Genomic DNA, 24,313 nt, shown 5'->3' with positions numbered 1-24,313 from the left:
TGCTTACGCTGCGGGGGTGAGGTCTTGCTGCAGCAGGGTCCGGGTTTCGAGTGGGGTGAGGTATCCGAACTCGGGGTGTTTGCGGAGCCTGGCGCGGTTGTACTCGATCTCGATGAAGCGGAAGACGTCGGCGCGGGCGGCCTCGTGGTTCTCCCAGACGGTGGTGCCGATCTCCGCTTTCATCAAGCCGAAAAAGCTCTCAGCTGCGGCGTTATCGTAACATGAGCCGGTTCGTCCCATGCTCTGCCTCAGGCCCAACTCCTGTACCGCCTGGCGGAATTCGCCCGAGGTGTACTCCGACCCGCGGTCGCTGTGCATGATGCAGCCGGGCTGGAGGTCGCCGCGGCCGGCGGCCATGCGCAGTGCGTCGGTGACCAGTCCGGCCCGGTGGTGACTGGCCATCGCGTATCCGATGATCTCGCGTGTCCCCAGGTCGAGCACGGTCGCCAGGTACCACCAGCCCTGGAGCGTCGGCAGGAACGTGATGTCCCCGACCAGCTTCACGCCCGGCTGAGGAGCGGTGAAGTCGCGTCCGACCAGGTCAGGAGCGGGTTTGGCCTTGCGGTCGGGCTTGGTCAGGCCGCGCCGCTTGCGGCGCGTGACGCCATGGATGTCACGCTCGGCCATGATCCGCACCACCTTCTTCCTGTTGACCGTCCGGCCTCGTCTGCGCAGTTCGGCGTGGATGCGTGGGGCGCCGTAGGCTCTTCGGGAGCCAGGGCCGCCGTGGATCGCCCGGATCTCGTTGGCCAGCTCGTCCTCGGAGGCCTGCCGCGCCCGGGCCGCCGGGCGCGCGGCCTTCCAGGCGTAGTACGTCGAGCGTGGCACCTCCAGCACGCGGCATAGCAGCGACAGCCCGGGTATCGGCTGGTCATCGGGGGTGTCGGGGTGGGAATCGGCTCTCTGCGCGTCGATGAAGCCGCACACTGTGGCGGTGTCTACTTCAACGTGTCCGTCGCGAAGAGAGCCGTGGCTTTTTTCAGGATGGTCACCGTCTGCTCCAGCTCGCGGTTGCGCCGACGGAGCCGTCCCAGTTCCTCCCGCTCGGCGCTGGTCAGCGCCCCGGAACTGCCCTGACCTCGGTCAACGGCCTCCTGCTTTACCCAACCCCGCAGGCCTTCGGGACTGACCCCGAGGTCGCGGGCGACCTCGGTCACCGTCTTGTCCGACGAGCGGGCCAACGCGATGGCATCCCGTTTGAACTCGGCCGTATAGCGCTTGCTGCTGTTGCTCTTCTTACTCACTACCTGGAACTGCTTCCTCCGGAACGAATCGTCCCAGTATGAGGCTGTCCAAGTTCAGGGGAGAACTTCAGTGCTGCCAGGTCGTCGAACCGTTGAGGATCGACGACTCCGTTCAGGAGCGTGTCACCCTCGGTTGGGTCCACCTCGATGCGGCACCAGCCGGTCTCGACCTCATACGACCCCCACGACGCCGATCTGGAACTCCAGCCTGCCCCAATGAACCGCTCGGCCACCGACGAAGCACTCGGGGAACCTGTGAGGCCACCACACACGTTGTTGTTGATCTCATGCCAGATGCGATCGAGCGGCTGTCCCTCATTGGATCGGTCCACAGCTGGATTATGAAGCAGACCAAAGCACAGCCCTCGATCGCACGCGCCATCGACATCAAAATTCAACGATGTTGATCACTCAACCCCGAGCCCGGGGGAGGCCGGCGATGCGGCTGAGGGGGTCGTCGGCTGGTCAGCTGCCACTGGCAGACTTCGCGGCGTGGGATTGTTCAAGCGGGCCGTCAAGTCGGAGAGCCTGCTCGGGGAGTGGATCCGGCTGACCTGAGCACGCTGCTGCAGGCGAAGGTGTGATCGACCAGCTGGCTCGGGCGTACGGGTCCTGGGGGCTGGGCTCGGCGGGCCGCTGGGGTCTGGATCAGAGGACGGGCCTCATCACCTGGACCTTCCCCGAGAAATCCGCGACAGCGCCCGCGCAGATCCTGGCCAGCTTCAACCCTTCGTCAGGCTCGTGGCTGTGGGCCTGGGCGAACGAGAGCATCCCTCCCTGAGATGAGTCGCGACGCCCGAAGCGTTCGGGACTGGGCAGAAGCACATGGCCATCATGCTCTGGCCCAACCGAGGCCGATGCCGACGAGCAGGCCGCGGCAACCCTCGCGGCTCTGGCCGTCCGGATCACCAGGGCAACCGGCTTCTTCGCAGGGCAGACACCGAAGGAGACGCCCTAGTAGTGCTTCGTTAGGTTCTGGATCTGCTTTTTGTCAGGGGGCGGCCGCAGGTGGTGCAGGTGCCGGTCCAGCACCTCAGCAGGTCTTGGAGCACGTCCAGGATCTGGTAGAGGGTCAGGCCGGCGTGTGTGCTTTTGGGTCGAGCCGCCGGAGGGTGAGGAAGGCCTGGGCGGCGGTGACGAGGGTGACGTGGTGGTGCCAGCCGCGCCAGGTGCGGCCTTCGAAGTGGTCCAGGCCCAGTCCGTGCTTGAGTTCGCGGTAGTCGTGCTCGATCCGCCAGCGCATCTTCGCCCACCGCACCAGGTCGGCGATCGGGGTGGTGGCGGGCAGGTTGGTCATCCAGTAGCGGGTCGGCTCGTCCGCTCCTGCGGGCTGTTCGACCAGCAGGGTTCGCAGCGGCAGGACCCCGTTCCACTGGTTGCGTCCACCGGCCTGTTCCTGGGCGGTCCGGCAGGCCTCTTTGCCCGACGGACGCACTTCCAGGACAGCGAAACGCGAGGTCATCGCACCCTTGCTGCCCTGGCGCCAGGTGACTTCCCGGAAACAGGTGCCGGCATCGATGAAGCCTGGCAGGGACTGTGCCGCCTCGCGGTAGCGGGGCAGTGTGGGCGGCCCCAGCCCGCCGTAAGCCGGCTGGAGGGGCTCGGCGGCGGCAGGCCGTGCGACTTCTTTGGGATCGACCGCCATCACGTAGGACCAGCCGCGTTCCTCCAGCGCGAGCCGGAAGGAGACGCTGCGGCCGTAGCCGGCATCGGCCACGATCACCGGCACCCGCGGCAACCAGGTGGCGAGGCGGTCGAGCAGACCCAGAGCAAGACGGATCTTGGAGACATGCCCGATCTCGTCGGGCACCCCGGCCCTCTGCCGCCGCCCCTCGTCCCCGGCCCAGTCCTCGGGCAGGAACAACTCCCACTCCAACGGGCAGGACGCGAGGTCTGTCGCTGCGTGGACGCTGACCGCGACCTGGCAGTTGGCCGTCTTGCCCAACGCGCCGCAGTACTGCCGGGCCACTCCCGCCGACGCCGTCCCGCACTTGGGGAACGACACGTCGTCGACCACCCACACCTCGGGCCCGACGGCTTCCGTCAGCCGTTCGGCGATCCTCCGCCGCACTGGCAGCGGATCCCACGGCGACTGATTCACGAACTGCTGCAGGGCCTGCATGTTCCCGTCCGGCAACCGCTCGGCCATCGGCTGGATCGACTTACGCCGCCCGTCCAGCATCAAACCCCGCAGATAACACCCGCCCCACCTGCGCTGATCCCGCCGCGGAAGCGAAGCGAACACATCGGCAACGAACTCCGCCAACTCGCCACGGAGCCGTTCCACCTCCCCAAGCCTCATAACCGGAGGATGCCCACCACCAGGCGATAGATCACCCGACGTAACGAAGCACTACTAGGCTGGCACACCGTGAACGACGAGGCGAACAACCTAGCGGTCGACAGCGAGCCTGAGCACATCTCACGCGATAGGGCCCTCCAGCACGCCATAGCCGGCGACATCACCTATCTGCGCAGGCTGGGGTCCCACCTCACCACTCGATACGGGGCCGCCGCCCGGGGCGCCAGGATCCACGGAAGCGACCTTTCCTACCTCAGGCGGCTCCTCGCCGCGACCCCAGGCCGCGCCAGCGTCGAGTTGCTGCTCCAGCTCCTGGGCGAACAGGAAGCCAGTGCAGGACCCATGGGACTCGAACTGCCGCTCATGGCGACGATGCTCGCCCAGCATCAACCTGCCGCAGTCCTCGTACAGACGGTCTTCGCCGACATCCCTGAGGGAGACCGGCTCCGCGAGCTGCGGACCTGCCTGTTCCACGAGTTGCTGCTCCGCGGGGTGGACCCAGACGAGTTCCCGGCCCTGCGCCCCGGCTGGCTGCCTCCCCTGGACTGGCTCCCCGACCGCCGCCGCGCCCTGGAGACTGATCCCGACTTCACGCGTCACTCCGCGAACGGCTCGGCCGGCGGCGTGAAGACGGCCCTGCCCACGCACGGCCGCCTGGATCCGCCAACCCCCCGCCCGACTGTGACGTCCCCCCTGCGGAACTCCGTGACGGTGGACGAGCACAACCTCATCGTCACGGCCCCCGAAGGGAACTGGGGCTACGCCGAGGCCTGGGTCTTCCGGCCGGACCATCCCATGACCCCCGCCCAGGTGCCCGCCCTACTCCCCACCCTGGCGATGGACTGCGTCGCGGACCTCGGCCCCGCCGGCCGCTACGAGATAGCCGCCCGCCCCGTGGGCGACATCTGGTCCCTGCTCTTCGCCACCGCCTCCATCGGGGGCTTCTACGGCAGCGGCAAGTACGGGGCGTACGGTCGGCTGCAGGCATGGCGCTCACTCGCGGGCCTGTGCGGCCTCCCGTTCCACGCGAGCGCGGGGGAGGTGGAACGCCTCGCTGAGCAGAGCACATGGTTCCACTTCCAGACCGATGCCGCGTTCTTCCACAACGAGAGCGGCGACGACTACGGCATAGCCGCCCTCTCCCCGGACGGCCTCCGCCTCGCAGTCCTGGCGGCCACGGACACCGACTAGAGGCCGGCTGCTCCTGGCCGGCTGCCTGCGCCAGGGCCTGGCCGTCGCCCGCGACTTCGAGCTGGACCTGGGCTGTCTCGCGGACTACGGCTACTTCACCGACATCGCCCACTACATGGCAGGCCTCCCGCTCCCCGCCGCCTCGACCACCCAGTGGATCGACGGCGAAGAGCCCGTACGAGCCGCCTGGCGGACCTTGGTCCGTGCCCGGTAGGCGTAGCAGGCCGTTCCGTTCCTTGGTCGGGGCTGTTCCCGCACGACGCGGCCGCGGCCCCGAACTCTGCTGCCGCAGGCTTGCTACTCCGGCCGCGCGCGGCGCCCCTCTTCGAGTTCGCGCAGGTCGTGCGTGCGGCCGGATGTCTTCAGGAGGTCAGTGAGCTCCGTCAACTTGCTCTCCCTCAACCTGCATCCCGCACCGAGCAGGACGGTGCGGGCATCGGAGTCGCGGTCCTCGCCGCGCAGGGCCGCGGCCAGATCGGCGACTCCCTGGGGAGTCCGGGCCAGGGCCGCCTCCTCCAGGAAGGCCGCGGCGTGGCCGCGCAGGGCGGCCGACACCACGAGGACGTCGGGGACCGTACCTCGCGCGGCGCCGGCGAGGAGCGTGTTGGCGAGTACCACGTGATCGTCGGCCACGAGCAGGTGGACGAGCGCGGCAAAGCCCACGGCATCGAGCCGCTCGTTGACCAGGCTGTGCAGCAGGGCCTGAACAGCGGCGGCCGGCCAGTCGTCGTTTGGGTCCTCGTCCTGTGATTCCGTGTCGCCCGAGGCTGCTACGAGCAGGTGAGCCAGGTCTGCCATCGGCATGGTGGAAAGCGACTCCTCGAGCACCTGGGTCAGGGTTACGGCGCCGGTGCGCCGGAACAGCTCGACGAAGAAGATCAGGGTGTCCGTAGGTACGGACAGCTCGGAAACCAGACCTACAGCCGTCGCGGTGCGCTCGGATTCCTCAGAAATCCCGGCGAGCACTTGGGCGGCGCGCAGCGGGTCGTCGGCCAGCGTGGGCGTGCTGGTGGGGTCGCTGAAGTCGGGAAGCCGCTGCTCTAGGGCGGCCAGCCGTTCTTCGAGGGCGAGGATCCCGGCCACCGCCTCGGCGACTGCCCGCTCCAGATCCCCTACACGCGCTTCGAGAGCAGCCAGTCGTGCGGCATCGTGGTTCGATTCCTCCCCTTCTTCCTGGAGGGTCTGCGTCGCTCTCGTGCGCAGCCTGGCCAGTTCCTCACGTGCTGAGTCGAGCAGGGTCTCCAGCTCGACTGCTCGGTCGACCTCCTGATCTCGTCTCGTGCGGGCCGCGCTGAGTGCGAAGCCTTCGCGGTCCGCCTCGAGTTCGGCTCGTCCGTGCGCTTTGCGCAGGACAGTGATCTCCTCCGCCGTCGGCGGCGTGTGAGCTGATATTTGGACGGCGGAGATCAACTTGTTGAGGACAGACCTGTCGACGCGTTGGTTCTTGTTGACCGCTTTCGACAGGGAGCTCGGGTGCAGGTGTATCTGTCCCGCCAGCCGCTTGCGCTTGACTCCCTGGAGGAACTGGAACAGACAGCTCTTGAACGCGTACATGGCGGGAGCCCCAACAAATTCTGCAGGGTCTGGCGGCATTGCGATCCGGCCTGGGCCCCGGGGCTCATCCGGCCCGTCGGGTCCACCTGGCTCATCCGGCCGGTCGGGTCCACTTGGGCCGCCCGGGCCTCCCGGGTCGCCGGGCCCGTCCGGCAGCGGTGACAGGTCGAGGTCCTCCGGAGAGTCATCGGGGTCCGGCCCCAGCCATCCGGTGAAGGATACGGGGGCCATGGGGCCCACTGGGTCCGATGCGTATGTCGGTGGCGGCGGCGGCCATGGTTCCCCTGGGGGAAGGGCCGATCCGTCGTTCCTGTCCGGCGGCTTCGGGCGCTTTGGCGGCTTCGGGCCGTTTGACGGGCTGCCCATTGATGGAGACACGCGACCCTCCGACACGGCGTTGTTGCCTCTTCGCCATCGACAACGCCAGATATTTGTTGACTCATTGAGCAACAATCCTCGCCTTGATGCCATGGAAATGCCGAGACAGGAATGCGGCACATCCACCCCGGAACAACCGGAGGCATCAAATGACCAGCACCCGCTCGACCCGCCGCGCCCCTGCGGCATCCGGCCACCGGCTTCAACGCCGCCTCGGCCGGACCGCACTCTTCGGACTGATCCGAGGCGCTGCGTACGGCTGTGGCGCAGGTCTGGCCGCGCTGCTCACCTGGTGGATCCAGACACGTGCGTGACTGGCTCGCCCACGACGAGGAGCTGTCACAGCCGATGCCTCAGGGGTAAGGCCCCCGCGGCCCACGAAATCGGGCCGGCTGCTCGCGATTCAGCGACGGCGGCCGAACGGCCACCAGCCTCGGCGCACACTCCGGGGCTGGGCGGTCGGTCGCGGGGGTGCTGCGGGCTTGGGTGCGGTTGTAGGTGTCCGGGACTGGCGCAGGGTGCGCTCGGCGAGGGACAGCGGCGGCGGGCAGGCCGGTGGGCCGCCTTGACCGGTGGCGGCTTTCGCCCGCCGACCAGGGGCTCGTGGAGGGGAGCCCGGTCCTCGGAGGCGGGGCCGTGGCAGAACACGCCCCAGCCCACCGCCGTCTTCTCGCCGGGGCGGCGAACCTTGAACCGGGCGACGACGTTGGCGTCGAAGCCGTGCTTGTGCAGGAAGCGGGCGATGACGACCGCGCTGTTGATCAACGGCGGCAGCAAGGGCCGCACGGTGGCGATGTCGACCCCGACGTAGCCGCCGGGGATGGCGGCGCCCGTGTCTATGACGGGGGTGGTGGCACCGATCTGGTTCATGACGTCGGACGGAACTAGGGCGCGTATCGAGTCGTGATCATCGGGTGGTCCTGGTGAGGTCTTTGATCCAGATCATCGAGGCGTGCAAGTGGAGACTGGCGAGGTAGCTGTCGGGAGTCTTGTCGTATCGGGTGTCTCACCTCCCAGTTCCGGCCTCCTGGTACGTCACGCTCTGGGGCGGTTGAGGCACGTGGAGCCGACGTGAGCCGACCGGTGCACTGATGTCCGGGCGGGGACCCATGGGACATGGCCCGGCACCCGGCTCAGGTTCCGGGGAGGATACGGCGCGTTTCGTAGGCCCACATCGCGATCTCGACCCGGTTGCGGGCGCCGAGTTTGGCCATCAGGCTGGCCAGATGCGTCTTCACCGTGCTGAGGCTGATGTGCAGTGCATCGGCGATCTCGGTGTTGGTCAGCCCGCGAGCGACGGCGAGGAGCACCTGCTCCTCGCGGGCGGTGACGGGGGAGACCGGCTGGGCCACGGGCCGGCCGGCGGGCAGGTCCGCGAATGCCTGTAGCAGACGGACGGTGACGCTGGGCGCGATGAGCGCCTCACCGTCGGACGCCGACCGTACGGCCTGCGCCAGAAGGTCCGGTCCCGTGTCCTTGAGGAGGAATCCGCGGGCGCCGGCACGCAGTGAGCCGTAGACGTACTCGTCGAGGTCGAACGTGGTGATGACGACCACGACCAGCGGGTCGGCGACGCCCGGGCCGGCGACCAGCCGCGTGGCCTCGAGCCCGTCGAGTACGGGCATGCGGATGTCGAACAGGCAGACGTCGGGGCGTAGTTCGCGGGCCAGACGCACCGCTTCCCGCCCGTCGGCGGCCTCGCCGACCACCTCGATGCCGGGCTGGGCGTTCAGCATGATCCGCAACCCGGTGCGGATGATCGTCTGGTCGTCAGCGACGAGGACGCGAATGGACACCGCTCTGGCTCCTCGCTCTCGGCAGTTCGGCTTCGACATGCCAGCCCCGGTCGGTACCCGGGCCGGCTTGTAGTGTGCCGCCGAGCAGGGTCGCGCGCTCGCGCAGTCCGGTAAGTCCGTATCCGTCGCGACCCCGGCCGGTGCGCCGGCCGTTGTCGCGCACGCTCACCCGTACCGTGTGCCGTTCCGCGGCGACCCGAACGACGAGCTCGGTCGCGTCGACCGCATGGCGCAGCGCGTTGGTCACCGACTCCTGCACGATCCGGTAGACGGCCGCGTCCACGGCCGGGGGCAGCGCGTCCAGTTCGCCGTCGAGCCCCAGGTCGACCCTGAGGCGACCACCCGGTGTGCGCACCAGGCGCTCCAGATCCGCGACTCCGGCAGGGGGCGCCAGCTCGGCGCCGACCCCGCGGTCGCGCAGCGCGGCGACCATGGCGCGCATTTCCTCCAGCGTGCGCGCCCCTTCCTCCTCGACCCCCTCCAGCGCCTCGACGGCGGCGGACGGGTCGGTGCCCGCGAGCACCCGGCCCACCTGGGCGATGATCACCATGGCCGACACGTGGTGGGCCACCGTGTCGTGCAGTTCCCGGGCGAGCTGCTCGCGCTCGCGGGAGCGCACCTGCTCCAACTGCCGCTCGCGAGCGGTCACCCGGAACCGCACGGCAGCCCCGACCACGCCGGGCAGCAGCAGGAAGACGAAGCCCACGACCTTTTCGAAGACCGGGGTCCCGTCCGTGACGACACAGAGCGCGCCGGCCGCGAGGATCACCGCGCCGCCCAGCACGATCTCGCGTCCCGATCCCCACCGGGTCAGCGCGTACACCAGCACGAGCACGACCGCGCCGGTGTCCAGGCCGACGGGCTCGCGCGGTGCGGCGACGAGCGAGGCCACCGGAAGCAGGATCACCGAGCCGAACGCCAGCGTCACCATCGCCAGCGGGCGGGTCCGGCGCCACAGGGGCAGCAGGCACAGCCATACGGTGAACACCACCGCCACCGGCCGCCACACGACGTTCTCGCGCAGGGTGGCCTCCAGCGCCACACCGGCAAGGCCCGCGGTGAGCAGCGCCCAGTCCCGCCGCACCCGGGCGGGCGCGTCGGGCGGCCGGGGTTCGGTCCACAGGGTTCGCAGGTCGTCTCGGAGCACGGTTCTCAGCCTAGGCACCGCGGCGTGCCGCGCATCGGCCGAAAGGACGGGTCGTCACTCCGCCCCGGGGCCGACGGATCCGCGGCCCCCGGGCCGATGCCGCGGAGCGCCGTGGCGAGGAGCCTCGGCATCGGCGGCCGTACAAGGACGGCCGACGAGGTGGTTGGAGGACCCGATGCTCTCGAAAGCCCTGTTGCGCCTGGGCGCAAGCGCCGCCCGCCATCCCTGGCGGGTGATCGCGGCATGGCTGATCGCCGCCACGCTCGCCGTCCTCGCCGCCGTAGCCTTCGGCGGGCGGACCGCGGACTCGATGACCGCTCCGGGACTGGACTCCCAACGGGCCGCGGAACTGATCGAGCGGGCAGGCACCGGCCAGGAGGGGATGACCGCCCAAGTGGTCGTCACTCCCCTCGACGACGGTGCGACGTTCTTCGACGACGACGGCGCGCGCACCGCTCTCACGCGGCTGCAGACCGAGGTGAAGCGGCTGCCGCACGTGCTCGGCACGAGCGACCCGGCGGGGGCGCTCGACACGGGCGGGGACACCGCCGTGCGCGGCGGCCTCGTTTCGGCCGACGGGCGGATCGCGGTCGTCCGGGTGCAGTACCTCGACCAGAGCCGGCTGTCGGCCGAAGACCTCGACGCCCTCGTCGATCTCGGCGACCGGCTGCGCGCCGAGCTGCCCCTGCGCATCGAGATGGGCGGGAACCTCTTCTACGCCTTCTCCGAGCCCGACGGCGGCGCGAGTGAGCTGATCGGCCTCCTCGCCGCGGCCGCGATCCTGTTCCTGGCGTTCGGGTCGCTCGTCGCCGCCGCGCTGCCGATCGGCATGGCGGTCTTCGGGCTGACCGTCGGGGTCGCCACGATGACGGTACTGGCGGGGGTGACAGAGGTCCCCACCTTCGCACCGGTCCTTGGCAGCATGGTCGGGCTCGGAGTGGGCATCGACTACGCGCTGTTCGTGCTCGCCAGGCACCGGGAGTACCTCGCGTGCGGGCTCGATCCGCAGACGGCGGCCGGACGAGCGGTGGCAACGGCGGGGCGGCCGGTGGTCTTCGCCGGCGGCACCGTCGTCGTGTCGATCCTCGGCCTGGCGGTCGCGAACGTGCCGTTCATGACGGTGGGCGGGCTCGCCGTCTCGATCGTCGTCCTGACGATGGTGCTCGCGTCGGTGACGCTGCTGCCGGCCTTCCTCGGCGCGGCGGGCCCGCGCCTGGCCCGGGCCGGCCGGATCGGCCGGGCTCTGCAGACCAGGAAGCTGGGCCGACTCGCACGGCGGCGGGACCCGGCGGCAGGCGCCACCCACGCCGCCGGGTGGCGTCGCTGGATCGGGCACGTCAGCCGGCACCCGGTGCCGTACGCGGTCGGCGCGGCGGGGCTGCTGCTGACCGCGACGCTGCCCGTGCTCGGCCTGCGCGTGGGCCTGCCCGACGACGGCTCACTGCCCCACAGCCGTACCGAGCGCCGGGCCTACGACCTCGTCGCCGAGGGGTTCGGCCCGGGAACCAACGGTCCCCTCGTCATCGCCGCGGACCCCACCGGTGATCCGGGAGTGCTGGACCGACTCGTCGAGGCGGTCGCGGCGGATCCGGGCATCGCATCCGTCGCGCCGACGCACATCGATCGGGCCACCGGCATCGCGACCCTCGTGGTGTTCCCGACCACCAGCCCTCAGGACAAGGCCACGGCCGACACCATCGCCCGGCTGCGCACCGACGTGCTGCCCACGGCGATCGGGCACGGCCCGGCAAGGGCCCACGTCGGCGGCGCCGCCGCGAGCCTGTCCGATGTGGGCCAACGCACCAGCCAACGCCTGCCGGTGGTCGTCGCCGCCGTGCTGGCGATGTCGTTCCTGCTGCTGATGCTGGTCTTCCGCTCGATACTCGTACCGCTCAAGGCGGTACTGCTGAATCTCCTGAGCATCGGCGCGGCCTACGGCATCATGGTCGCGGTCTTCCAGTGGGGCTGGGGAGGCGCACTCATCGGGCTGGAAGCGACGGTTCCGATCGTGTCGTTCATCCCGATGTTCCTCTTCGCCATCCTGTTCGGCCTGTCGATGGACTATGAGGTGTTCCTCCTCTCCCGCGTACGCGAGGAGTACCTGCGCACCGGCGACAACGGCACGGCGATCGTTGAGGGTGTCTCGCGCACCGCCCGGATCATCACCTCGGCCGCCCTCATCATGGTGGCGGTCTTCCTGTCCTTCGCCGTCGCCGAGGACCCCTCCACCAAAATGTTCGGGCTCGGCCTGGCCACCGCGATCTTCATCGACGCCACGGTCGTACGCATGGTGCTGGTACCGGCGACCATGACACTCCTCGGCCGGACCAACTGGTGGCTGCCGAAGTGGCTGGACCGGATGCTTCCCCGCGGCCCGGTCGGCACCGACGACACCGACGCCGACGCGGAATCCACGGGTGAGGCCCCCGCGTCCACGGCTGGTTGACCGTTGACTCAACTCCTGCCCGCCCTTGGCGTCCGGCACCTCAGCGCGTCACCTAGGGGCATTTCGAGTCGCGATCATCGGGTGGTCCTGGTGAGGTCCTTGCTCCAGATCATCGAGGCGCGCAGGTGGAGACCGGCGAGGTAGCTGTCGGGAGTCATGTCGTATCGGGTGGCGATGCCTCGCCATGCTTTGAGCTTGTTGATCAGGCGTCGGCGTCGTGGCTGACGGGTCGGCCGCCTCTGGAGCCCTTCTTCTTCCGGTTGGCGGCCTGGTCCTTCTTCTCCGGGATGACCGCCTTGATACGGCGTTTGCGCAGGTGGGCACGGTTTCCGCGGGACGAGTACGCCTTGTCCCCGGCGACCGCGTCCGGCCGGATGCGGGGTCGGCCGTACGGGCCCGCGTACCCGTACCTTCTTCAGGACGGGGATGAACTGCGGGCTGTCCGCTGCCTGGCCTGTGGTCAGGATGAACGCCAGCGGGCGGCACTTGCGGTCGGCGGCGAGGTGGACCTTGCTGGTCTGCCCGCCTCTGGAACGTCCGACTCACCCCGCTTCGCGGCTTCCGTGATCAGGCCCTCCAGCAGGGCCTCCAAGGCGCAGGCGTCACGCCACTGCCGGAAGCGGTTGTGGACGGTCGACCAGGCGCCGAACTCCGTCGGCATCTCCCGCCACTGCCCGCCCGTCTTGAACCGCCAGATCACGCCCTCGAACTGCTGCCGCAGTCGCTCGGGGTACGGGCCGTACTCGCCGATCGGCAGGTACGGCTCGATGAACTCCCCATCCAGATCGGTCAGTTGCAATCGCGTCACGTAAGACCGTCTATCGGACCGGACCGTGCCACGAAGGCACATCCCGCAAATTGATCACGACTCGACACGTGCCCTAGGTGCAGCTCGTCGCCGTCGACAACGGCCAACTCTGTGACCAGTCCGCACTCCATGGGGCGCTCCAACCGCCGACGCTGTCGTAGGAACAGCCTGTCGCGCGGTCACGCATCGCCAACAACGGGCGGTGCCTGCGTCGCCGCTCTGTGCCCGCGGCTGTGGAGCGCCGTGGACCACATCGGGCTGAACGACCGCGCGGACAACGCCACCGCCATCGGCCCCTACCGCAGGCTCGGCTTCACCGACATCACGGACTTCACCGAGGCCACCCACACGGCACTGGCGTAGGCGCCCGCCGACCGGCGGATCAGGCATGCCGGGGACGTCGCGTACGCCGCGTGGTGAGGGCGAGGGCGAGGGCGCTGACGGTGAGGGTCAGTAGCGTCACCGCGGTGAGGGCGATCAGCGTCTGCCGGTCCGGGTGCGCCACGGACTGGCCGCGTCGTGCCTGCCAGGTGAGTACGGCGAACAACCCCGTGTACCAGCACGCGAACGCGCCGACGATCAGGGTCCTGACGCCGTCGTCGAGCCGCCGGCGGAAGAGGGTCCCGTACAGGTGCATCACGGCGATGAGCAGCAGGAGGACGTGGATGGCGTGCATGCTGACGAGGTGGGGTACGCGGAGGTCTCCGCCGGTCAGGCTCCAGCCGGTGATCGGCATCCCTCGACCGTCGGGATCGCCGATCCCGTGAGCGCCGCTCAGCACCACCAGGTTCCCGGCCGCGTCCGGGACCGTACGGGGCTCACTGGAGAGGGTGCTGAGCCAGGCTGCCACGGCCATGCCGGCGGCAGCGAGCGTGAGCCCCGCGCCCAGGGCGACGGTGAGTGCCCGGTCGGTGCCGGACTGGAACAGCACCAGCGTTGCGATGACCAGGGTGGCCACGAGGAGCGGCATGACGCCGATCGAGAAGGCCGCGGCGACATTCCGGGCGACGGCGTCGGTGTTCTCGTTGAAGTGGCTGTAGGTGCCGTGGGCGGCGGCGTAGACGACGGCGCAGACGTCGATCAACCCGGCCACCGCGATGACGCTTCCGGTCCACCAGCCCAGCCTCCTCCCCTTGTTGAGCCTGCTCAGGAGCCAGGCGAGCGTTACTCCATAGATGCCGAAGGCCACGCCGAACTTCATCGGTTTGAACCAGAGGGATTCACCCAGGAGTTGACGGTCGTCGAGCAGCGCGGCGACGGCGCAGAGCAGCGAAATGGCACACATCAGCCCGGAGTTCAGTATGAGTGGGCGATGCCATGGTGGCAGTGGCAGTGGCAGTGGCAGTGAGCGGTTCACGGGTCCTCCAGGAGCGGGTGCGGTTCGTGCTCGCCACGCTAGGAAGGGAGCCGCCTCGGCCGCGTCCCCTGCCGGGGGCACCCGACGGACCCCGGGAGGGGTGGCTGTCCGGGGGCCGCGTACCCCACAGGGACGATGCGCACCCCGCGGTCCCCGGCTAACGTGCGGGCAACAGGGCAAAGGGGGACAGCTGGTTTCCGGATCCCGCCCCCGGCTGGAAGGACCTGGCAGCGATGCGCCGACCCGCGAACCACCTGCGCACGTGGTGGCCGCCCCGTACGTGGCGGATGCCGACGGGCCGGCCGCTGCTCGCCCACCCCGTCGCCGCGGACGGCGTACTCGCCGCGGCCTTCTTCGCCGTCATGCTCGTCGAACAATTGGGGCCGGCCGCAGGGGCGGACACGGGCACGACGCGCGCCGTCATGTTCGCCGCGGCGGTCGCCGGACCGCTGGCCTGCCGCAGGACCGCGCCGCTGGCCTCGTACCTGGTGGGTACCGCGGCCCTGTCCGTCGAAGCGCTGTGGGGCCTGGAGAACCCGCTCTCCCCGTACGCGAACCTGATCGGCCTGTACTCCCTCGGCCTGCACGCGAGCCGCACCCGGGCCTGGACCGGTCCGTTCGCCGCGTTCCTCGGCATGATCGCCTACTTCACCGGACAGCAGGAACGCGACGTCTGGTCCGTGGTGCCGGCCGGGGTGCTCTTCCTGTGGCTCCTCGTCTGGGCCATCGGCTTCGGCACCGCGCGGCGCCTGGAGGAACGCGATGCGACCCAGCTCCGGCTTCGCGAGGAGGTGATCGTGGGGGAGCGCGCCCGGATGGCGCGTGAGCTGCACGACCTCGTCGGCCACACCGTCAATGTGATGCTGATTCAGGCCGGCGCCACGCGGCGACTGCTCGACCGCGACCCGGAGCGCGCCCGCGAGGTGCTCGGGCAACTGGAAGACTCCGGCCGCGAGGCACTGGAGGAACTCGACCGGGTCCTGGGCCTGTTGCGCCGCACCGCGCCGGCCGGATTCCAGCCGAAGCTCGGCGACCTGAGCCGTCTCACGGATCGGATGGCGCAGGCCGGGATCAGCGTGGCGGCACAGGTGGAGCCGGGCCGGGACGAACTCCCCAGCAGCATCGACATGTCGGCGTACCGGATCGTGCAGGAGGCGCTCACCAACACGGTCAAGCACGCCCGCGCCGGATCCGCCGACGTGACCGTCCGCCGGGTGGGGGACCGCCTCGACATCGAGGTCAGCGACGACGGCCAGGGCGCAGGCAACGGCTACGAGCCCGGACGAGGTCTGCTCGGCATCGCCGAACGCGTGTCGATCCTGGGCGGCAGGCTCGAACACGGGCAGGGCGAGCAGGGCGGGTTCCGCCTGCACGTCTCGCTCCCGGTTCGATGACCCGGCACGCCGACGGAGCGGCCGACGACGAGCGCCGGATCAAGATCGTGGTGGCCGACGACGACGCCCTGCTCCAGGCCGGCCTCGAATTGATCCTCGGGACCGAGGACGGCCTGGAGGTGGCCGGCCGGGCAGCGGACGGCATCCAGGCCGTCCGCCTGTGCCACGAACTCGTCCCCGACGTCATCCTGATGGACGTACGGATGCCCGGCATCGACGGGGTCGAGGCAACCCGGCGGATCGTGGCCGCCGGTCTGCCGACCCGGGTGCTGGTCCTGACGACGTTCCACCACGATGAATACGTATGGAGTGCGATCCGGGTCGGCGCGAGCGGTTTCCTCCTCAAACGCGCCTCCCCGGAACGCCTCATCGACGCCGTACGGACCGTCGCGGCCGGCCAGGCCGTGCTGGATCCGGCCGTCACCCGCGACATCCTGACCCGGCTCGCGGCCCAGCCCGCTCCCACGCGCTCAGGGGGCCTGCGGGCGCCGGCCGACGCCCGCCTGGAGCGACTCACCGCCCGTGAACGCGAAGTGCTGCGGCAGGTCGCCCAAGGCCTGTCCAACACGGAAATCGCCGAGCTGCTTTCCCTCGCAGAATCCACCGTCAAGACCCATGTGAAGCGGATCCTGGCCAAGCTCGACGCCCGCGACCGAGCCCAAGCGGTGGCGATCTCGTACCAGAGCGGCCTGATGCCGACCTGAGGGCCGGCGACTGGAGGTCACCGCGGAGCGGGTCGCCTACTGGGCCGCCCGCGGCACCGCCGACGACCCCTGGCGAACCGGCCTTCCCCGAAGACGGACCGACCGTGAAGTTACCGACAGGTACTCTCGGGTGGAGCCGGAGCGGTAGCATCTGGCCCTGTGAAGGGGGAACCATGCCTCGTACGCTGACGGTGTCCGACAGCATCGTCGTCCGTGCCCGTCCCGCAGAGGTCTACCGGCGGGTGTCCGATCCCGCACGGATGGGGGAGTGGAGCCCGGAGAACTTGGGTGCCACCGTGCACGGCGGCACCCGCGAGCCGAGCGTCGGGATGGTCTTCGACGGACGCAACAAACGCGGCGCCTTCCGCTGGACCACCCGGTGCACCGTGACGGCGCTCGAGCAGGACAGGCTGTTCCGGTTCCGGGTGCATGCCATCGGTGTCACCCGGCCGCGGCTGCGGGGTCCCATCGCCACCTGGGAGTACCGCTTCGAGGCCGTACCGGAAGGGACCCTGGTGACCGAGACGTGGACCGACGACCGCCGGTCGTGGCCGGACTTCGTGGCGGACGCCTTTGACCGGGTCGCGACGCGCGGAAGCGTCTTCGCCGACTTCCAGCGCAGGAACATCGCAACGACCCTGCGCAACCTCAAGAAGGCTCTGGAAACCGGCTGAACCGCCGGGCATCGCACTCTTCCCGGTCGATCGGATCAGGTCAGGCCCGCTTCGATGGCCCGCCGGACGGCGGCCGCCCGGTCCGGGATCCTGGCTTCGGCGCACTCATGTGCCCGTGTCGCTCGCACACGGTACGGGATGCGCAGTTCCCTGCCGACCCCAGAGCCGATCGGCATGCCCTCGGGGGGAGTCACCGGGGCTCTGGCCGTCGCCCCGGGAGGAGGAGCTCCGTCGCGAGGGCGGTCCGCTGGTGCAGCATCCACCGGCCCGAGCGGTGCGAGGTGACCAGGTTGCAGCGGCGCAGGACGGCAAGGTGCTGGCTGACGGCCGCGCTGCTCACCCCCAGGTACGCGGCGAGCTGTGTGGTGGACACCGGAAGATCGAGGTGCACCAGCAGAGCCGCCCTGCTGCGGCCCATCAGCTCGGTCAGCGGCTGCGGCTGTTCGTCACCCCGGGCGGACCACAATTGGCCGATGCCGCGCGGCGAGTAGGTAAGTGTCGGTTGCTGCGGTGCGTTGTGCAGCACTAGGAGTCTGGGCCAGGCGAAGACGCAGGGCACCAGGAGCAGTCCGGCGCCGGCCGCGGAGTGCACCGCGTGGTGGCGGGGCTTGTCGATGTTCAGCTTCCCGGAGGCGTAGGTGACCTCGGGGTGGAGGTCCGCGAAGACTCGGTCCAGCCCGCCGGTGGTGAGCTGCTGTGCGCGGTGTGCGACATCGGCGTCGCTCAGGGAGCGCAGCCGCGGCCATACGGGTTCGATCGCCGCGCTCCAGTACGCGGCCATGGTTGCGGCGAGTCGCGAAAGCTCGCGCTCCGGATGTTCGTAGAGGGGGCGCAGCGAAACCGGCAGGCCCTGGCCGGCTCTCATCTCGTCGAGGGAGCGCACCACCTCTTCGGCGGGGGTGCTTGCCATCGCGTCGAGTTCGTCGGCGAAGTGCCCGGTCATCGCCTCGGGCGGGGGCGCGAGGAAGTCCGCTATGAAGCGGGGCCCCTGGGCGAGTGCTGTCAGCACGCTGAGATCGATATGGGCGACCGCGGGCAGTGCCCGGGTCCGCCAGGGCCGGTGCACCATGTGCTGACCACTCCCCGTCAGCACGGGAACGCTGTGTACGAGCTCTTCCAGAGGAGACAGGGCGAACCGTATGCGGGTCAGGTCGTCGGGCCCTAACAGGAGCTGGATCACGACTGCGAGCGTAGCTTCGCGTTGGATTAAGCAGGGGCGAAATCGTGGTACGGGGCGCTGGGTCCGGCCAAGCTCGTATTCACCAACTCGTCCCTACCAGGGGGAAACATGTCGAAGTTACGCAGCCGCGTCATGCAAGGACTGCTGACCACCGCCCTGGCGGTGGGCACGCTCGTCGCCACGCCGGCAGCGGCGTCCGCGTCAACCTGCGGGATCAACGCGGGGGGCCACCAGGGCTACTACATCTGCGAGTACGAGCCGACGCTGGTCCAGTGGCCTGACGGCCACTACCAGTGGTTCGTCGTCGGAACCGACAACCACGTCTACGACTCCCACCAGTTGAGCCCTGGCAGCTCGAGCTGGGGCCCCTGGCACGACTTGGGCGGAGTGGCGAAGAGCGGGGTGGACGTCACCTACCTGTCGTCGTCCAGGATCGACCTCAAGGTCTGGGGTACCTACAACGGCTACTGGTGCAAGCGCTGGACCGGGTCGGGTGGCTGGACCAACTGGTGGGACTGCTGAGAGGGCCTGTAGCGGGTGCGGCGATCGGACCCGGGGAGGTGCTGGTTCGCCTGTTCGAAGACATGGCGGACCGCAACCCGGGTCCGGGAGGCGCGTGGAAGGTGAAGTGCAAGCGCTCGCCCCCTGCCACGTCGGGCCTGATGCTCCCGCCGCGGGGGAGAGTCGGTAGGTTGCCTGTCATGGCTGAGCTTGGACCCGTTGTCTGGCCGCCCGCCCCCTTGCGGACCGAGCGGCTCATGCTCCGCGAGCCCGAGGCCCGGGACCGTGCGGCGTACATTGACCTGTTCGCCTCGTCAGAGGTGCGGACGTACCTCGGAGGCCCCCGACCACGTGCTGAGCTTGAGAGTGCAGTGCCTGAAGTGCCAGGGCGGCGCCCTGGCGTGTTCGTGGTCGATCACGACGGGGCGATGATCGGCATCGTCACGCTTGACCTGCGGGACGCGGAGCGTCCGGGGCACGTCCGTCCTGATGCCGGGGAGGCCGAGCTCAGCTACATGCTCCTGCCGGAGGCGTGGGGACGTGGGTACGCTCTTGAGGCATGCTCGGCGGCGCTCGGCTGGTTCGCCGACGCCTTTCCCGGTGAGCCGGTGGTGCTCTGCACCCAGGTGGCCAACGACCGCTCGGTACGTGTCGCGGAGAAACTGGGGTTCACCGAGATGGAGCGGTTCGAGGAGTTCGGCGCCGACCAGTGGTTCGGCGCGTGGTCCTCGGTCCCGCGGTCTGGTTGAGCGCGTACTCGACCAACGATCGGGGTTCCACCTCCGGTTCCTTGAGCGCGGCTTCACAGGAGCGCATGCTGCGGCGGCTCACAGCATGGTCTGTCGGAGCCGGACGTGAGGATGAGGCCCGTAGCGGTGAGGCATCCGTCGATGCTGTCGCTGAGGTACTGGATCTGGCGGAGGCCGTGTCGGAGCCGGCGGATGAGGTGGTCGGGGTCGGTGAAGGCCGTGTTGGCCTGGCTGGTCCGGCGGACGCCCGGGGCCGGGCTCACGGACACCAGGAGCTGCCGCTTTGGCTCGCCCGGGCCTCCACCATGTAGCCCTGCCCCCCGTCGAATGCCCAGGACACGGCGAGATGGGAGGTGGCGCCGTCGATCTGCTTAGTGAAGCAGAGGCCGATCCGTTCGCCGGCCGGGTCATGGCGCCAGGCGGGCTCGTCCGGCTCGGGCGGTGCCGGCAGCCAGCCGTTGCGGGCGGCGGCCGCCCGGTAGTAGGCGACGACGTCCGCTCGGTGGGCGGGCTCGGTGTACCCCCGGCCGAAGTACGCGAAGCGGTCGTCGTCGTCGCAGCCGGAGTAAGACCCGTCGTCGGCCTGTGCTCCTTGCGGGGTGCCGAGCGTCCGGACCTGGTCAGCCATCGGGTCCTGCAGTGCCGCATCCGCGGCGGTGCAGCCGTAGATCCCGCCGTTGAGGGCCCACCCTCCACCCATGACGGTGAGTACGCCGAAGACCAGTCCGCCCGCAACCAGGGACGCTCCCACCCGAAGATCGTTCACGGGCGGGAGCGTACTGGTCGGCAGCGGCGGGGAGAACCTGGGCACCCGCACCATGCGAGTTCACCGCCTTCGGGCACCGGCAACTGTTCAAAGCCGGTGTGCTGCACACCGGCCGCTGGGCCAAGCGCAACTCACGCACCGGCTGCCAGTACTACCAGGTGCCCTCGAAGCCCTAGCACAGCCAGCCCAAGCCTCTAGATGCCTCAGGCAGACGACTGATCGTCCATTACGGCAAGGCCCCTGAGCTCCTCCGCACACAGCTCTGCGAATTCAGCGGACAGGCCCACGGGCACCCCTCGGGCCTCCGCGCCGGCGCACAGGTGGTCGAGTACGCCCTCCACATCCTCAAATTCGCCCACCGGGCGGAGCAGCCACACTCGGCCCGCCGGCCGAGGTGGGATGCCGACGCGGGCCAGGTCCGCGTTGGCATCCCTTTCCTGTGTCTCCCGCTCGGCCTGGGAGACCGGGTGGCAGGCCACGTCCAGCAACCGGCAAGTCGCGTCCAGGGTGGTATCGATCTGCCACCGGGTCGACCGATCGGGCACCCAGGTACGCGCACCCGGAGGCCACACATAGGGCAAGAGCGCCCACATCGGGGCATCTGGTGCCAGCGACCAGCCCCACTGTCCCAGCTCCCGCGCCTCCGGCAACCGGTCCGGCTCTAGCTCGCTCACCCCGGACCGACGCTCCGCCAGCCGATGCGGAAGACCACTCTCATCCCATGACATACCTACGCACAGTACTCGCCAGGGCCTCGGGTCGGTTTCTCCGTGACCCCGTAGGTCAGGACCCCGGCCGAGCGGAGGCCGGTCAGGCGGGGCCAACCCGGGCTGTCAGGGACGGTGAGGTCGGCGGCCACCAGGCGGTTCCCTACCGGCGCGCGTGCACGCTCAACGACGAGGTCTTGCTCAGCCGCAGCAACAGCCACCCGGACATCATTAGCCCTGTCACGCGGTGGTCTGCCGCTGGAGCCGCGTCGGCCCTCCCGGGCGGCTGCGCCGTTCCCTTCAGGACTCCGCCGCGGCCGCCCGCGCGGCAGGTGCGGCCCGGGCCCGGCAGGATGCGTCGACGTGCTCGGGGTGGTCGCGTGCACGCTGGGCGCGGTCTTGGAGGAGCGGGCCGAAGCCGGCGACGGCGTAGCGTTCCGCGGCGGCCGCCCCCAGAACGGGGAGGGGGTCCGGCGACGGCGGCCATGAGCTGCTGGGGCGGCCTGCGCACCGTCGGGCGCACCGTCCCGCTACGCCCGGACGCGGGCCGGCAGGTTGCCGAGCATCTGGCTGCGGCCGGTCCCGACCATCCGTGAACGGGGGTGCGGTTCACCTCCGCGTGGGGCAGTCGCGACGTCCTCGACGCGACCTTGGTCAGCCCGGACCCCGTCGCGGAGGTCGGCGCCGACACCGCTATCGATCGCGGGGTGTTCCGCCACCCGCTGCGCTACGTCCGGCTGCGTCGGGAAGTCACTCCTGATGATGTGCCCCGGCTCGGGGAGGGGACGGCCGCGGCGGCCGGCTGAACGGCATGTGCCGTGTCTGTGGCCTGGGGCCCACGCGGGGCGGGTGAGGTGGGAGTTCGGCGGGGAGCGTGAGGCGATGGGCGGATCGTTCCTCCGGTGAATCCGCTCCACCGGGGGAGTGAGATGCCCTCCGCGGCAGCTGCGCGACGTAGGCCAGGGCCAGGGAGTGGTGGAGACGCACGTGGAATCCCTTTCAGGGAGAGGCACGAGAGCACTGGAAGCCCCCACGGGCGCTGAAGGCCGCGGAAACCGATGTCAGGGCCACGGCTGTACGGCACCCGGTACGACAAACTCGCGGTCCGCTACGAGACGACTGTGCTCGTCGCAGCCATCAACGAATGGCTGTGACCAGCACGTGGCCACGTCTCAAGCCCACACCGCTTTAACCACGGCATGACCTGCCGAAGCCGCCTGCCCATAGAACTCTTGGAGGCCCCGATGATGTTCGAGGTACTCCTGCCTGGCCCAGCTAAGGTCACTGAACCTGTCACCGACAACGTTCCACAGCTCGTCGAAAGAGAGAGTCGAAAGGAATCGCGCGGCCTGTGACACCCCGGTCGGCTCCAGAAGCATCAGCGGGGGATCAGAGGGGTCGGCGTCAGGGCTGTGGGGCACAGGGCGGCCGCCGTAGATCGGCAGATTCCAGGACTCGTCAGCGTCTGCATAGAGGGCATCGGCTGCGGCGTAGAGGTCGTGGACAGCGCCCCAGCTCTTGTTGATCGAGTGGGTGATGCCCGCTGCGTACTCGGCCTCGTTGTTTTCCCAAGCCTCAGACATGAACGCAGCGAGCCAGGTGTGGTCGTCCCGGATCTCGGACTCAGCCACGGCACGAAAGTGCAGGTAGATGCTCACTACGACGAATCCCTCATCTCAAATGACCCACCTGTCAGGCCGAACGGACAGAACCTACCCGAAGACACTGACAGTTAGGTGTCGGCGATATCGACTTGCGCCACCCGCGCAGGTCTTTCGATACACGGCCTAACGAGCTCGTGCATGGTTGGCGGTGACGCGTCGAAAGGCGCGGGCCGACCAGGTGGTCACTGTCGCTGACGGCCGCCGCGGGTGGCGGTCTGCTGGTGTGAGAGCAGGCTGGCGACGGCTTGGATCGTGTCGCTCAGGTGCTCGCGTCGGCCGTGGTGGCGGGCGAGGGCTCGCCAGTTCTTGAGGTGTGCGATGCCGTGCTGGACCCGGATTCTGCGTGATGAGTGCGCCTTGCGCTGGCGCCCGTAGATCTCCTCGTACCAGTCCGGCGGGTCCTTCCCCCGACAGGGATGCGTGAGCCACGTCATGGGTGGTGGTTCAAGATCTATTGCCGGATGAGGCCTTCGCCGTCACCAGTAGGTAGAGACGACGGTTCATCGTCAAGGAATGTCCATGCACGTCGTCTTCTTCGGAGCCTGTATCGGCGGAGGCCGAGACCAGCCGACTTGCGGGGTGCCGGGAGCAGCCTTCCAGCGGGCCGCCCCCGGCCAGCCCCCAGGGCGCATCCCTCGGCACCGAAGGGGAACACCGGGAGGAGTGGATCGAGGTCAGCGTGGCTGTCGGGGCCACCCACAGTTCGCCCTCGCACTCCACGACTGCGTTGATGAAGACCATCGCTGCCGTGGGCGCCGAGCAAGAGCCTGTCGTCAAGGTCTCGATCGCGAACCTCACGCCGTCGTCGACCTGCACATGGCAGACGAGACCGGCGCATGCACGACATCTTCAGGGCCACAGCCGCAGCGAAGTGGGCGGTGTCGCCGCTGCCGAATGCTCTCGTTTCCGATGGAATACCGGGGCGGTGGCGGTGGCCGCCGCCGTCGGCGGTGCGGCCTTGAACAGCAGACCCCTATGGGGCGTGGTCTGGGCCCGCAGCGGGCGGCCGCGTTCCTGGCCAGACGCTGCAGCTCGTGGACGGTGGAGATGACCGGCAAAGTCTCGCCGGTTCTCTGACCATGTGTTCAGGCGCCGGTGTGTGCTCCGTCCCCGGTGCCGAGGAGGGGGACGGCGAGCCGGCGTTCGACGGCGTTGGGCAGCGACCACAGTTCGCTGCGCCTCTTGCGGTCCTGCGCGCCTTGGCGGTCGGCTCGGCGGATCCCGGGTACAGCGAGGGCCAGGGCGGTCAGGGAAGCGGCCAGCCCGGCGCCGAGGAGTGCACCGGCGAGAACGGCCCCGTCCGCCAGGGCGAACGGAAGCGCCAACCCGAGGCAGAGCGTGCCGAGGCCGCCGAGGATGCCCAGCATCCACCACACAGGGGTGAGCGGGTGCTCGTCGCGCACGTGGTCGACCAGCTGCCGGTCTGTGGGACGCTGCCGACGGTGCTCCCCAGCTGCGGCGAACAACTCGGCACGCCCGCGCAGCGCCCAGACGGCACGTACCCCCACCCATGCGACGGGCAGCAGGAACAGCGTCACCAGTACCAGGACCGCCTGGACCGCCCGCGGCACCGGTACCCGGCCGGAAGCGTCGGCCACCACGGATGCCACGGCGGCGCCTGCGAGTACGGCACCCGCCGTGTTCGTGGCTATGAGCCATCGCCGGGCCCGGCCGACCCGAGCGCTGAGAGGGAACTCGACCGCGTCCAACGTCTTCTCCGTTCGATGACCGCAGGTACTCTACGCAGCCCC

The 24,313-nt window shown here is 69.6% G+C and carries 24 protein-coding genes and 1 pseudogene; 9 read left to right on the top strand and 16 right to left on the bottom strand.

The window, feature by feature from the left end:
- Window positions 1-3 precede the first annotated feature (3 nt).
- Both AC3IYI_RS00550 and AC3IYI_RS00545 read right to left on the bottom strand, forming a co-directional pair.
- Window positions 4-837: an IS3 family transposase gene (locus AC3IYI_RS00550; RefSeq protein ID WP_489408297.1), complete on the bottom strand. Its 834-nt coding sequence runs from the start codon at window positions 835-837 to the stop codon at window positions 4-6.
- A gap of 101 nt (window positions 838-938) precedes the next feature.
- Window positions 939-1,244: a transposase gene (locus AC3IYI_RS00545; protein ID WP_489408296.1), complete on the bottom strand. Its 306-nt coding sequence runs from the start codon at window positions 1,242-1,244 to the stop codon at window positions 939-941.
- 580 nt (window positions 1,245-1,824) lie between these two features.
- Here AC3IYI_RS00545 and AC3IYI_RS00540 point away from each other — a divergent pair.
- The gene (locus tag AC3IYI_RS00540; protein WP_489408295.1) at window positions 1,825-2,025 is read left to right on the top strand and encodes a DUF6882 domain-containing protein; all 201 of its coding nucleotides are present in this window, start codon (window positions 1,825-1,827) and stop codon (window positions 2,023-2,025) included.
- Window positions 2,026-2,316: 291 nt separating this feature from the next.
- On the opposite strand, the gene AC3IYI_RS00535 is transcribed toward AC3IYI_RS00540, so the two are convergent.
- Window positions 2,317-3,546 (bottom strand): IS701 family transposase, encoded by a 1,230-nt coding sequence (locus AC3IYI_RS00535; protein ID WP_489408294.1) that lies wholly within the window; start codon window positions 3,544-3,546, stop codon window positions 2,317-2,319.
- Window positions 3,547-3,615: 69 nt separating this feature from the next.
- Between AC3IYI_RS00535 and AC3IYI_RS00530 the strand changes: the two genes are divergently transcribed.
- Window positions 3,616-4,737, top strand: a complete 1,122-nt coding sequence (locus tag AC3IYI_RS00530) for a DUF6183 family protein (protein ID WP_489408293.1) — start codon at window positions 3,616-3,618, stop codon at window positions 4,735-4,737.
- A gap of 297 nt (window positions 4,738-5,034) precedes the next feature.
- On the opposite strand, the gene AC3IYI_RS00525 is transcribed toward AC3IYI_RS00530, so the two are convergent.
- From AC3IYI_RS00525 to AC3IYI_RS00510, 4 genes are all read right to left on the bottom strand, one after another.
- On the bottom strand, window positions 5,035-6,291 hold the full coding sequence (locus tag AC3IYI_RS00525; protein WP_489408292.1) for a hypothetical protein: 1,257 nt from the start codon (window positions 6,289-6,291) through the stop codon (window positions 5,035-5,037).
- Window positions 6,292-7,008: 717 nt separating this feature from the next.
- The gene (locus AC3IYI_RS00520; protein WP_489408291.1) at window positions 7,009-7,539 is read right to left on the bottom strand and encodes a hypothetical protein; all 531 of its coding nucleotides are present in this window, start codon (window positions 7,537-7,539) and stop codon (window positions 7,009-7,011) included.
- Window positions 7,540-7,802: 263 nt separating this feature from the next.
- Entirely contained in the window at window positions 7,803-8,465 is a 663-nt protein-coding gene (locus tag AC3IYI_RS00515; RefSeq protein WP_388811666.1) for a response regulator, read from the bottom strand.
- Window positions 8,440-9,612, bottom strand: coding sequence for a sensor histidine kinase (locus AC3IYI_RS00510; RefSeq protein ID WP_489408290.1), 1,173 nt, complete (start codon window positions 9,610-9,612; stop codon window positions 8,440-8,442). The genes AC3IYI_RS00515 and AC3IYI_RS00510 overlap by 26 nt, the downstream gene beginning before the upstream one ends.
- A gap of 175 nt (window positions 9,613-9,787) precedes the next feature.
- Here AC3IYI_RS00510 and AC3IYI_RS00505 point away from each other — a divergent pair, with 175 nt between their 5' ends.
- Entirely contained in the window at window positions 9,788-12,058 is a 2,271-nt protein-coding gene (locus AC3IYI_RS00505) for an MMPL family transporter (RefSeq protein ID WP_489408289.1), read from the top strand.
- 74 nt (window positions 12,059-12,132) lie between these two features.
- Here the strand turns inward: AC3IYI_RS00505 and AC3IYI_RS00500 are convergent.
- Window positions 12,133-12,866 (bottom strand): annotated as a pseudogene (locus AC3IYI_RS00500) (IS5 family transposase).
- A 382-nt stretch (window positions 12,867-13,248) separates the two neighbouring features.
- Entirely contained in the window at window positions 13,249-14,151 is a 903-nt protein-coding gene (locus AC3IYI_RS00495; protein WP_489408288.1) for a hypothetical protein, read from the bottom strand.
- Between the two features lie 305 nt (window positions 14,152-14,456).
- On the opposite strand from AC3IYI_RS00495, the gene AC3IYI_RS00490 reads away from it, so the two are divergent.
- From AC3IYI_RS00490 to AC3IYI_RS00480, 3 genes are all read left to right on the top strand, one after another.
- Complete coding sequence (locus AC3IYI_RS00490; RefSeq protein ID WP_489408287.1) at window positions 14,457-15,617, top strand: sensor histidine kinase; 1,161 nt, start codon at window positions 14,457-14,459, stop codon at window positions 15,615-15,617.
- Window positions 15,614-16,321, top strand: coding sequence for a response regulator (locus AC3IYI_RS00485; protein WP_489408286.1), 708 nt, complete (start codon window positions 15,614-15,616; stop codon window positions 16,319-16,321). The genes AC3IYI_RS00490 and AC3IYI_RS00485 overlap by 4 nt, the downstream gene beginning before the upstream one ends.
- Before the next feature lie 173 nt (window positions 16,322-16,494).
- Entirely contained in the window at window positions 16,495-16,995 is a 501-nt protein-coding gene (locus AC3IYI_RS00480; RefSeq protein ID WP_489408285.1) for an SRPBCC family protein, read from the top strand.
- A 190-nt stretch (window positions 16,996-17,185) separates the two neighbouring features.
- On the opposite strand, the gene AC3IYI_RS00475 is transcribed toward AC3IYI_RS00480, so the two are convergent.
- On the bottom strand, window positions 17,186-18,175 hold the full coding sequence (locus tag AC3IYI_RS00475) for an ArsR/SmtB family transcription factor (RefSeq protein WP_489408284.1): 990 nt from the start codon (window positions 18,173-18,175) through the stop codon (window positions 17,186-17,188).
- A gap of 108 nt (window positions 18,176-18,283) precedes the next feature.
- On the opposite strand from AC3IYI_RS00475, the gene AC3IYI_RS00470 reads away from it, so the two are divergent.
- Window positions 18,284-18,697: a DUF8189 domain-containing protein gene (locus AC3IYI_RS00470; RefSeq protein ID WP_489408283.1), complete on the top strand. Its 414-nt coding sequence runs from the start codon at window positions 18,284-18,286 to the stop codon at window positions 18,695-18,697.
- A 179-nt stretch (window positions 18,698-18,876) separates the two neighbouring features.
- Complete coding sequence (locus AC3IYI_RS00465; protein ID WP_489408282.1) at window positions 18,877-19,425, top strand: GNAT family N-acetyltransferase; 549 nt, start codon at window positions 18,877-18,879, stop codon at window positions 19,423-19,425.
- Window positions 19,426-19,478: 53 nt separating this feature from the next.
- Here AC3IYI_RS00465 and AC3IYI_RS00460 read toward each other — a convergent pair whose 3' ends face one another.
- The 3 genes from AC3IYI_RS00460 to AC3IYI_RS00450 all read right to left on the bottom strand — a co-directional run bounded on the left by AC3IYI_RS00460 (window position 19,479) and on the right by AC3IYI_RS00450 (window position 20,919).
- A complete protein-coding gene (locus AC3IYI_RS00460) occupies window positions 19,479-19,688 on the bottom strand; it encodes a hypothetical protein (protein WP_489408281.1) in 210 nt (69 codons plus the stop codon).
- Entirely contained in the window at window positions 19,685-20,191 is a 507-nt protein-coding gene (locus tag AC3IYI_RS00455; RefSeq protein WP_489408280.1) for a hypothetical protein, read from the bottom strand. Before AC3IYI_RS00455 ends, AC3IYI_RS00460 begins: the two co-directional genes overlap by 4 nt.
- 203 nt (window positions 20,192-20,394) lie before the next feature.
- A complete protein-coding gene (locus AC3IYI_RS00450) occupies window positions 20,395-20,919 on the bottom strand; it encodes a DUF5956 family protein (protein WP_489408279.1) in 525 nt (174 codons plus the stop codon).
- Window positions 20,920-21,500: 581 nt separating this feature from the next.
- On the opposite strand from AC3IYI_RS00450, the gene AC3IYI_RS00445 reads away from it, so the two are divergent.
- Window positions 21,501-21,704, top strand: coding sequence for a hypothetical protein (locus AC3IYI_RS00445; RefSeq protein WP_489408278.1), 204 nt, complete (start codon window positions 21,501-21,503; stop codon window positions 21,702-21,704).
- Between the two features lie 366 nt (window positions 21,705-22,070).
- On the opposite strand, the gene AC3IYI_RS00440 is transcribed toward AC3IYI_RS00445, so the two are convergent.
- The 3 genes from AC3IYI_RS00440 to AC3IYI_RS00430 form a co-directional block, all read right to left on the bottom strand.
- On the bottom strand, window positions 22,071-22,556 hold the full coding sequence (locus AC3IYI_RS00440; RefSeq protein WP_489408277.1) for a DUF1877 family protein: 486 nt from the start codon (window positions 22,554-22,556) through the stop codon (window positions 22,071-22,073).
- A 188-nt stretch (window positions 22,557-22,744) separates the two neighbouring features.
- The gene (locus AC3IYI_RS00435; protein ID WP_489408276.1) at window positions 22,745-22,996 is read right to left on the bottom strand and encodes a transposase; all 252 of its coding nucleotides are present in this window, start codon (window positions 22,994-22,996) and stop codon (window positions 22,745-22,747) included.
- Window positions 22,997-23,647: 651 nt separating this feature from the next.
- On the bottom strand, window positions 23,648-24,172 hold the full coding sequence (locus tag AC3IYI_RS00430; protein WP_489408275.1) for a hypothetical protein: 525 nt from the start codon (window positions 24,170-24,172) through the stop codon (window positions 23,648-23,650).
- Between the last annotated feature and the right edge of the window lie 141 nt (window positions 24,173-24,313).

The sequence above is a fragment of the Streptomyces sp. GL_148 genome (assembly GCF_057834205.1).
The sequence above is the reverse complement of the archived record's forward strand: the minus strand, read 5'-3'. Positions and strand labels throughout refer to the sequence as shown.

What these genes read in the sequence shown, in the direction of transcription:
- AC3IYI_RS00435 (WP_489408276.1), bottom strand. Translation starts at nt 22,996, where the DNA reads ATGACGTGGCTCACGCATCCCTGTCGGGGGAAGGACCCGCCGGACTGG.
- AC3IYI_RS00495 (WP_489408288.1), bottom strand. Translation starts at nt 14,151, where the DNA reads ATGTGTGCCATTTCGCTGCTCTGCGCCGTCGCCGCGCTGCTCGACGAC.
- AC3IYI_RS00535 (WP_489408294.1), bottom strand. Translation starts at nt 3,546, where the DNA reads ATGAGGCTTGGGGAGGTGGAACGGCTCCGTGGCGAGTTGGCGGAGTTC.
- AC3IYI_RS00480 (WP_489408285.1), top strand. Translation starts at nt 16,495, where the DNA reads ATGCCTCGTACGCTGACGGTGTCCGACAGCATCGTCGTCCGTGCCCGT.
- AC3IYI_RS00450 (WP_489408279.1), bottom strand. Translation starts at nt 20,919, where the DNA reads ATGTCATGGGATGAGAGTGGTCTTCCGCATCGGCTGGCGGAGCGTCGG.
- AC3IYI_RS00465 (WP_489408282.1), top strand. Translation starts at nt 18,877, where the DNA reads ATGGCTGAGCTTGGACCCGTTGTCTGGCCGCCCGCCCCCTTGCGGACC.
- AC3IYI_RS00505 (WP_489408289.1), top strand. Translation starts at nt 9,788, where the DNA reads ATGCTCTCGAAAGCCCTGTTGCGCCTGGGCGCAAGCGCCGCCCGCCAT.
- AC3IYI_RS00470 (WP_489408283.1), top strand. Translation starts at nt 18,284, where the DNA reads ATGTCGAAGTTACGCAGCCGCGTCATGCAAGGACTGCTGACCACCGCC.
- AC3IYI_RS00520 (WP_489408291.1), bottom strand. Translation starts at nt 7,539, where the DNA reads ATGAACCAGATCGGTGCCACCACCCCCGTCATAGACACGGGCGCCGCC.
- AC3IYI_RS00525 (WP_489408292.1), bottom strand. Translation starts at nt 6,291, where the DNA reads ATGTACGCGTTCAAGAGCTGTCTGTTCCAGTTCCTCCAGGGAGTCAAG.
- AC3IYI_RS00485 (WP_489408286.1), top strand. Translation starts at nt 15,614, where the DNA reads ATGACCCGGCACGCCGACGGAGCGGCCGACGACGAGCGCCGGATCAAG.
- AC3IYI_RS00490 (WP_489408287.1), top strand. Translation starts at nt 14,457, where the DNA reads ATGCGCCGACCCGCGAACCACCTGCGCACGTGGTGGCCGCCCCGTACG.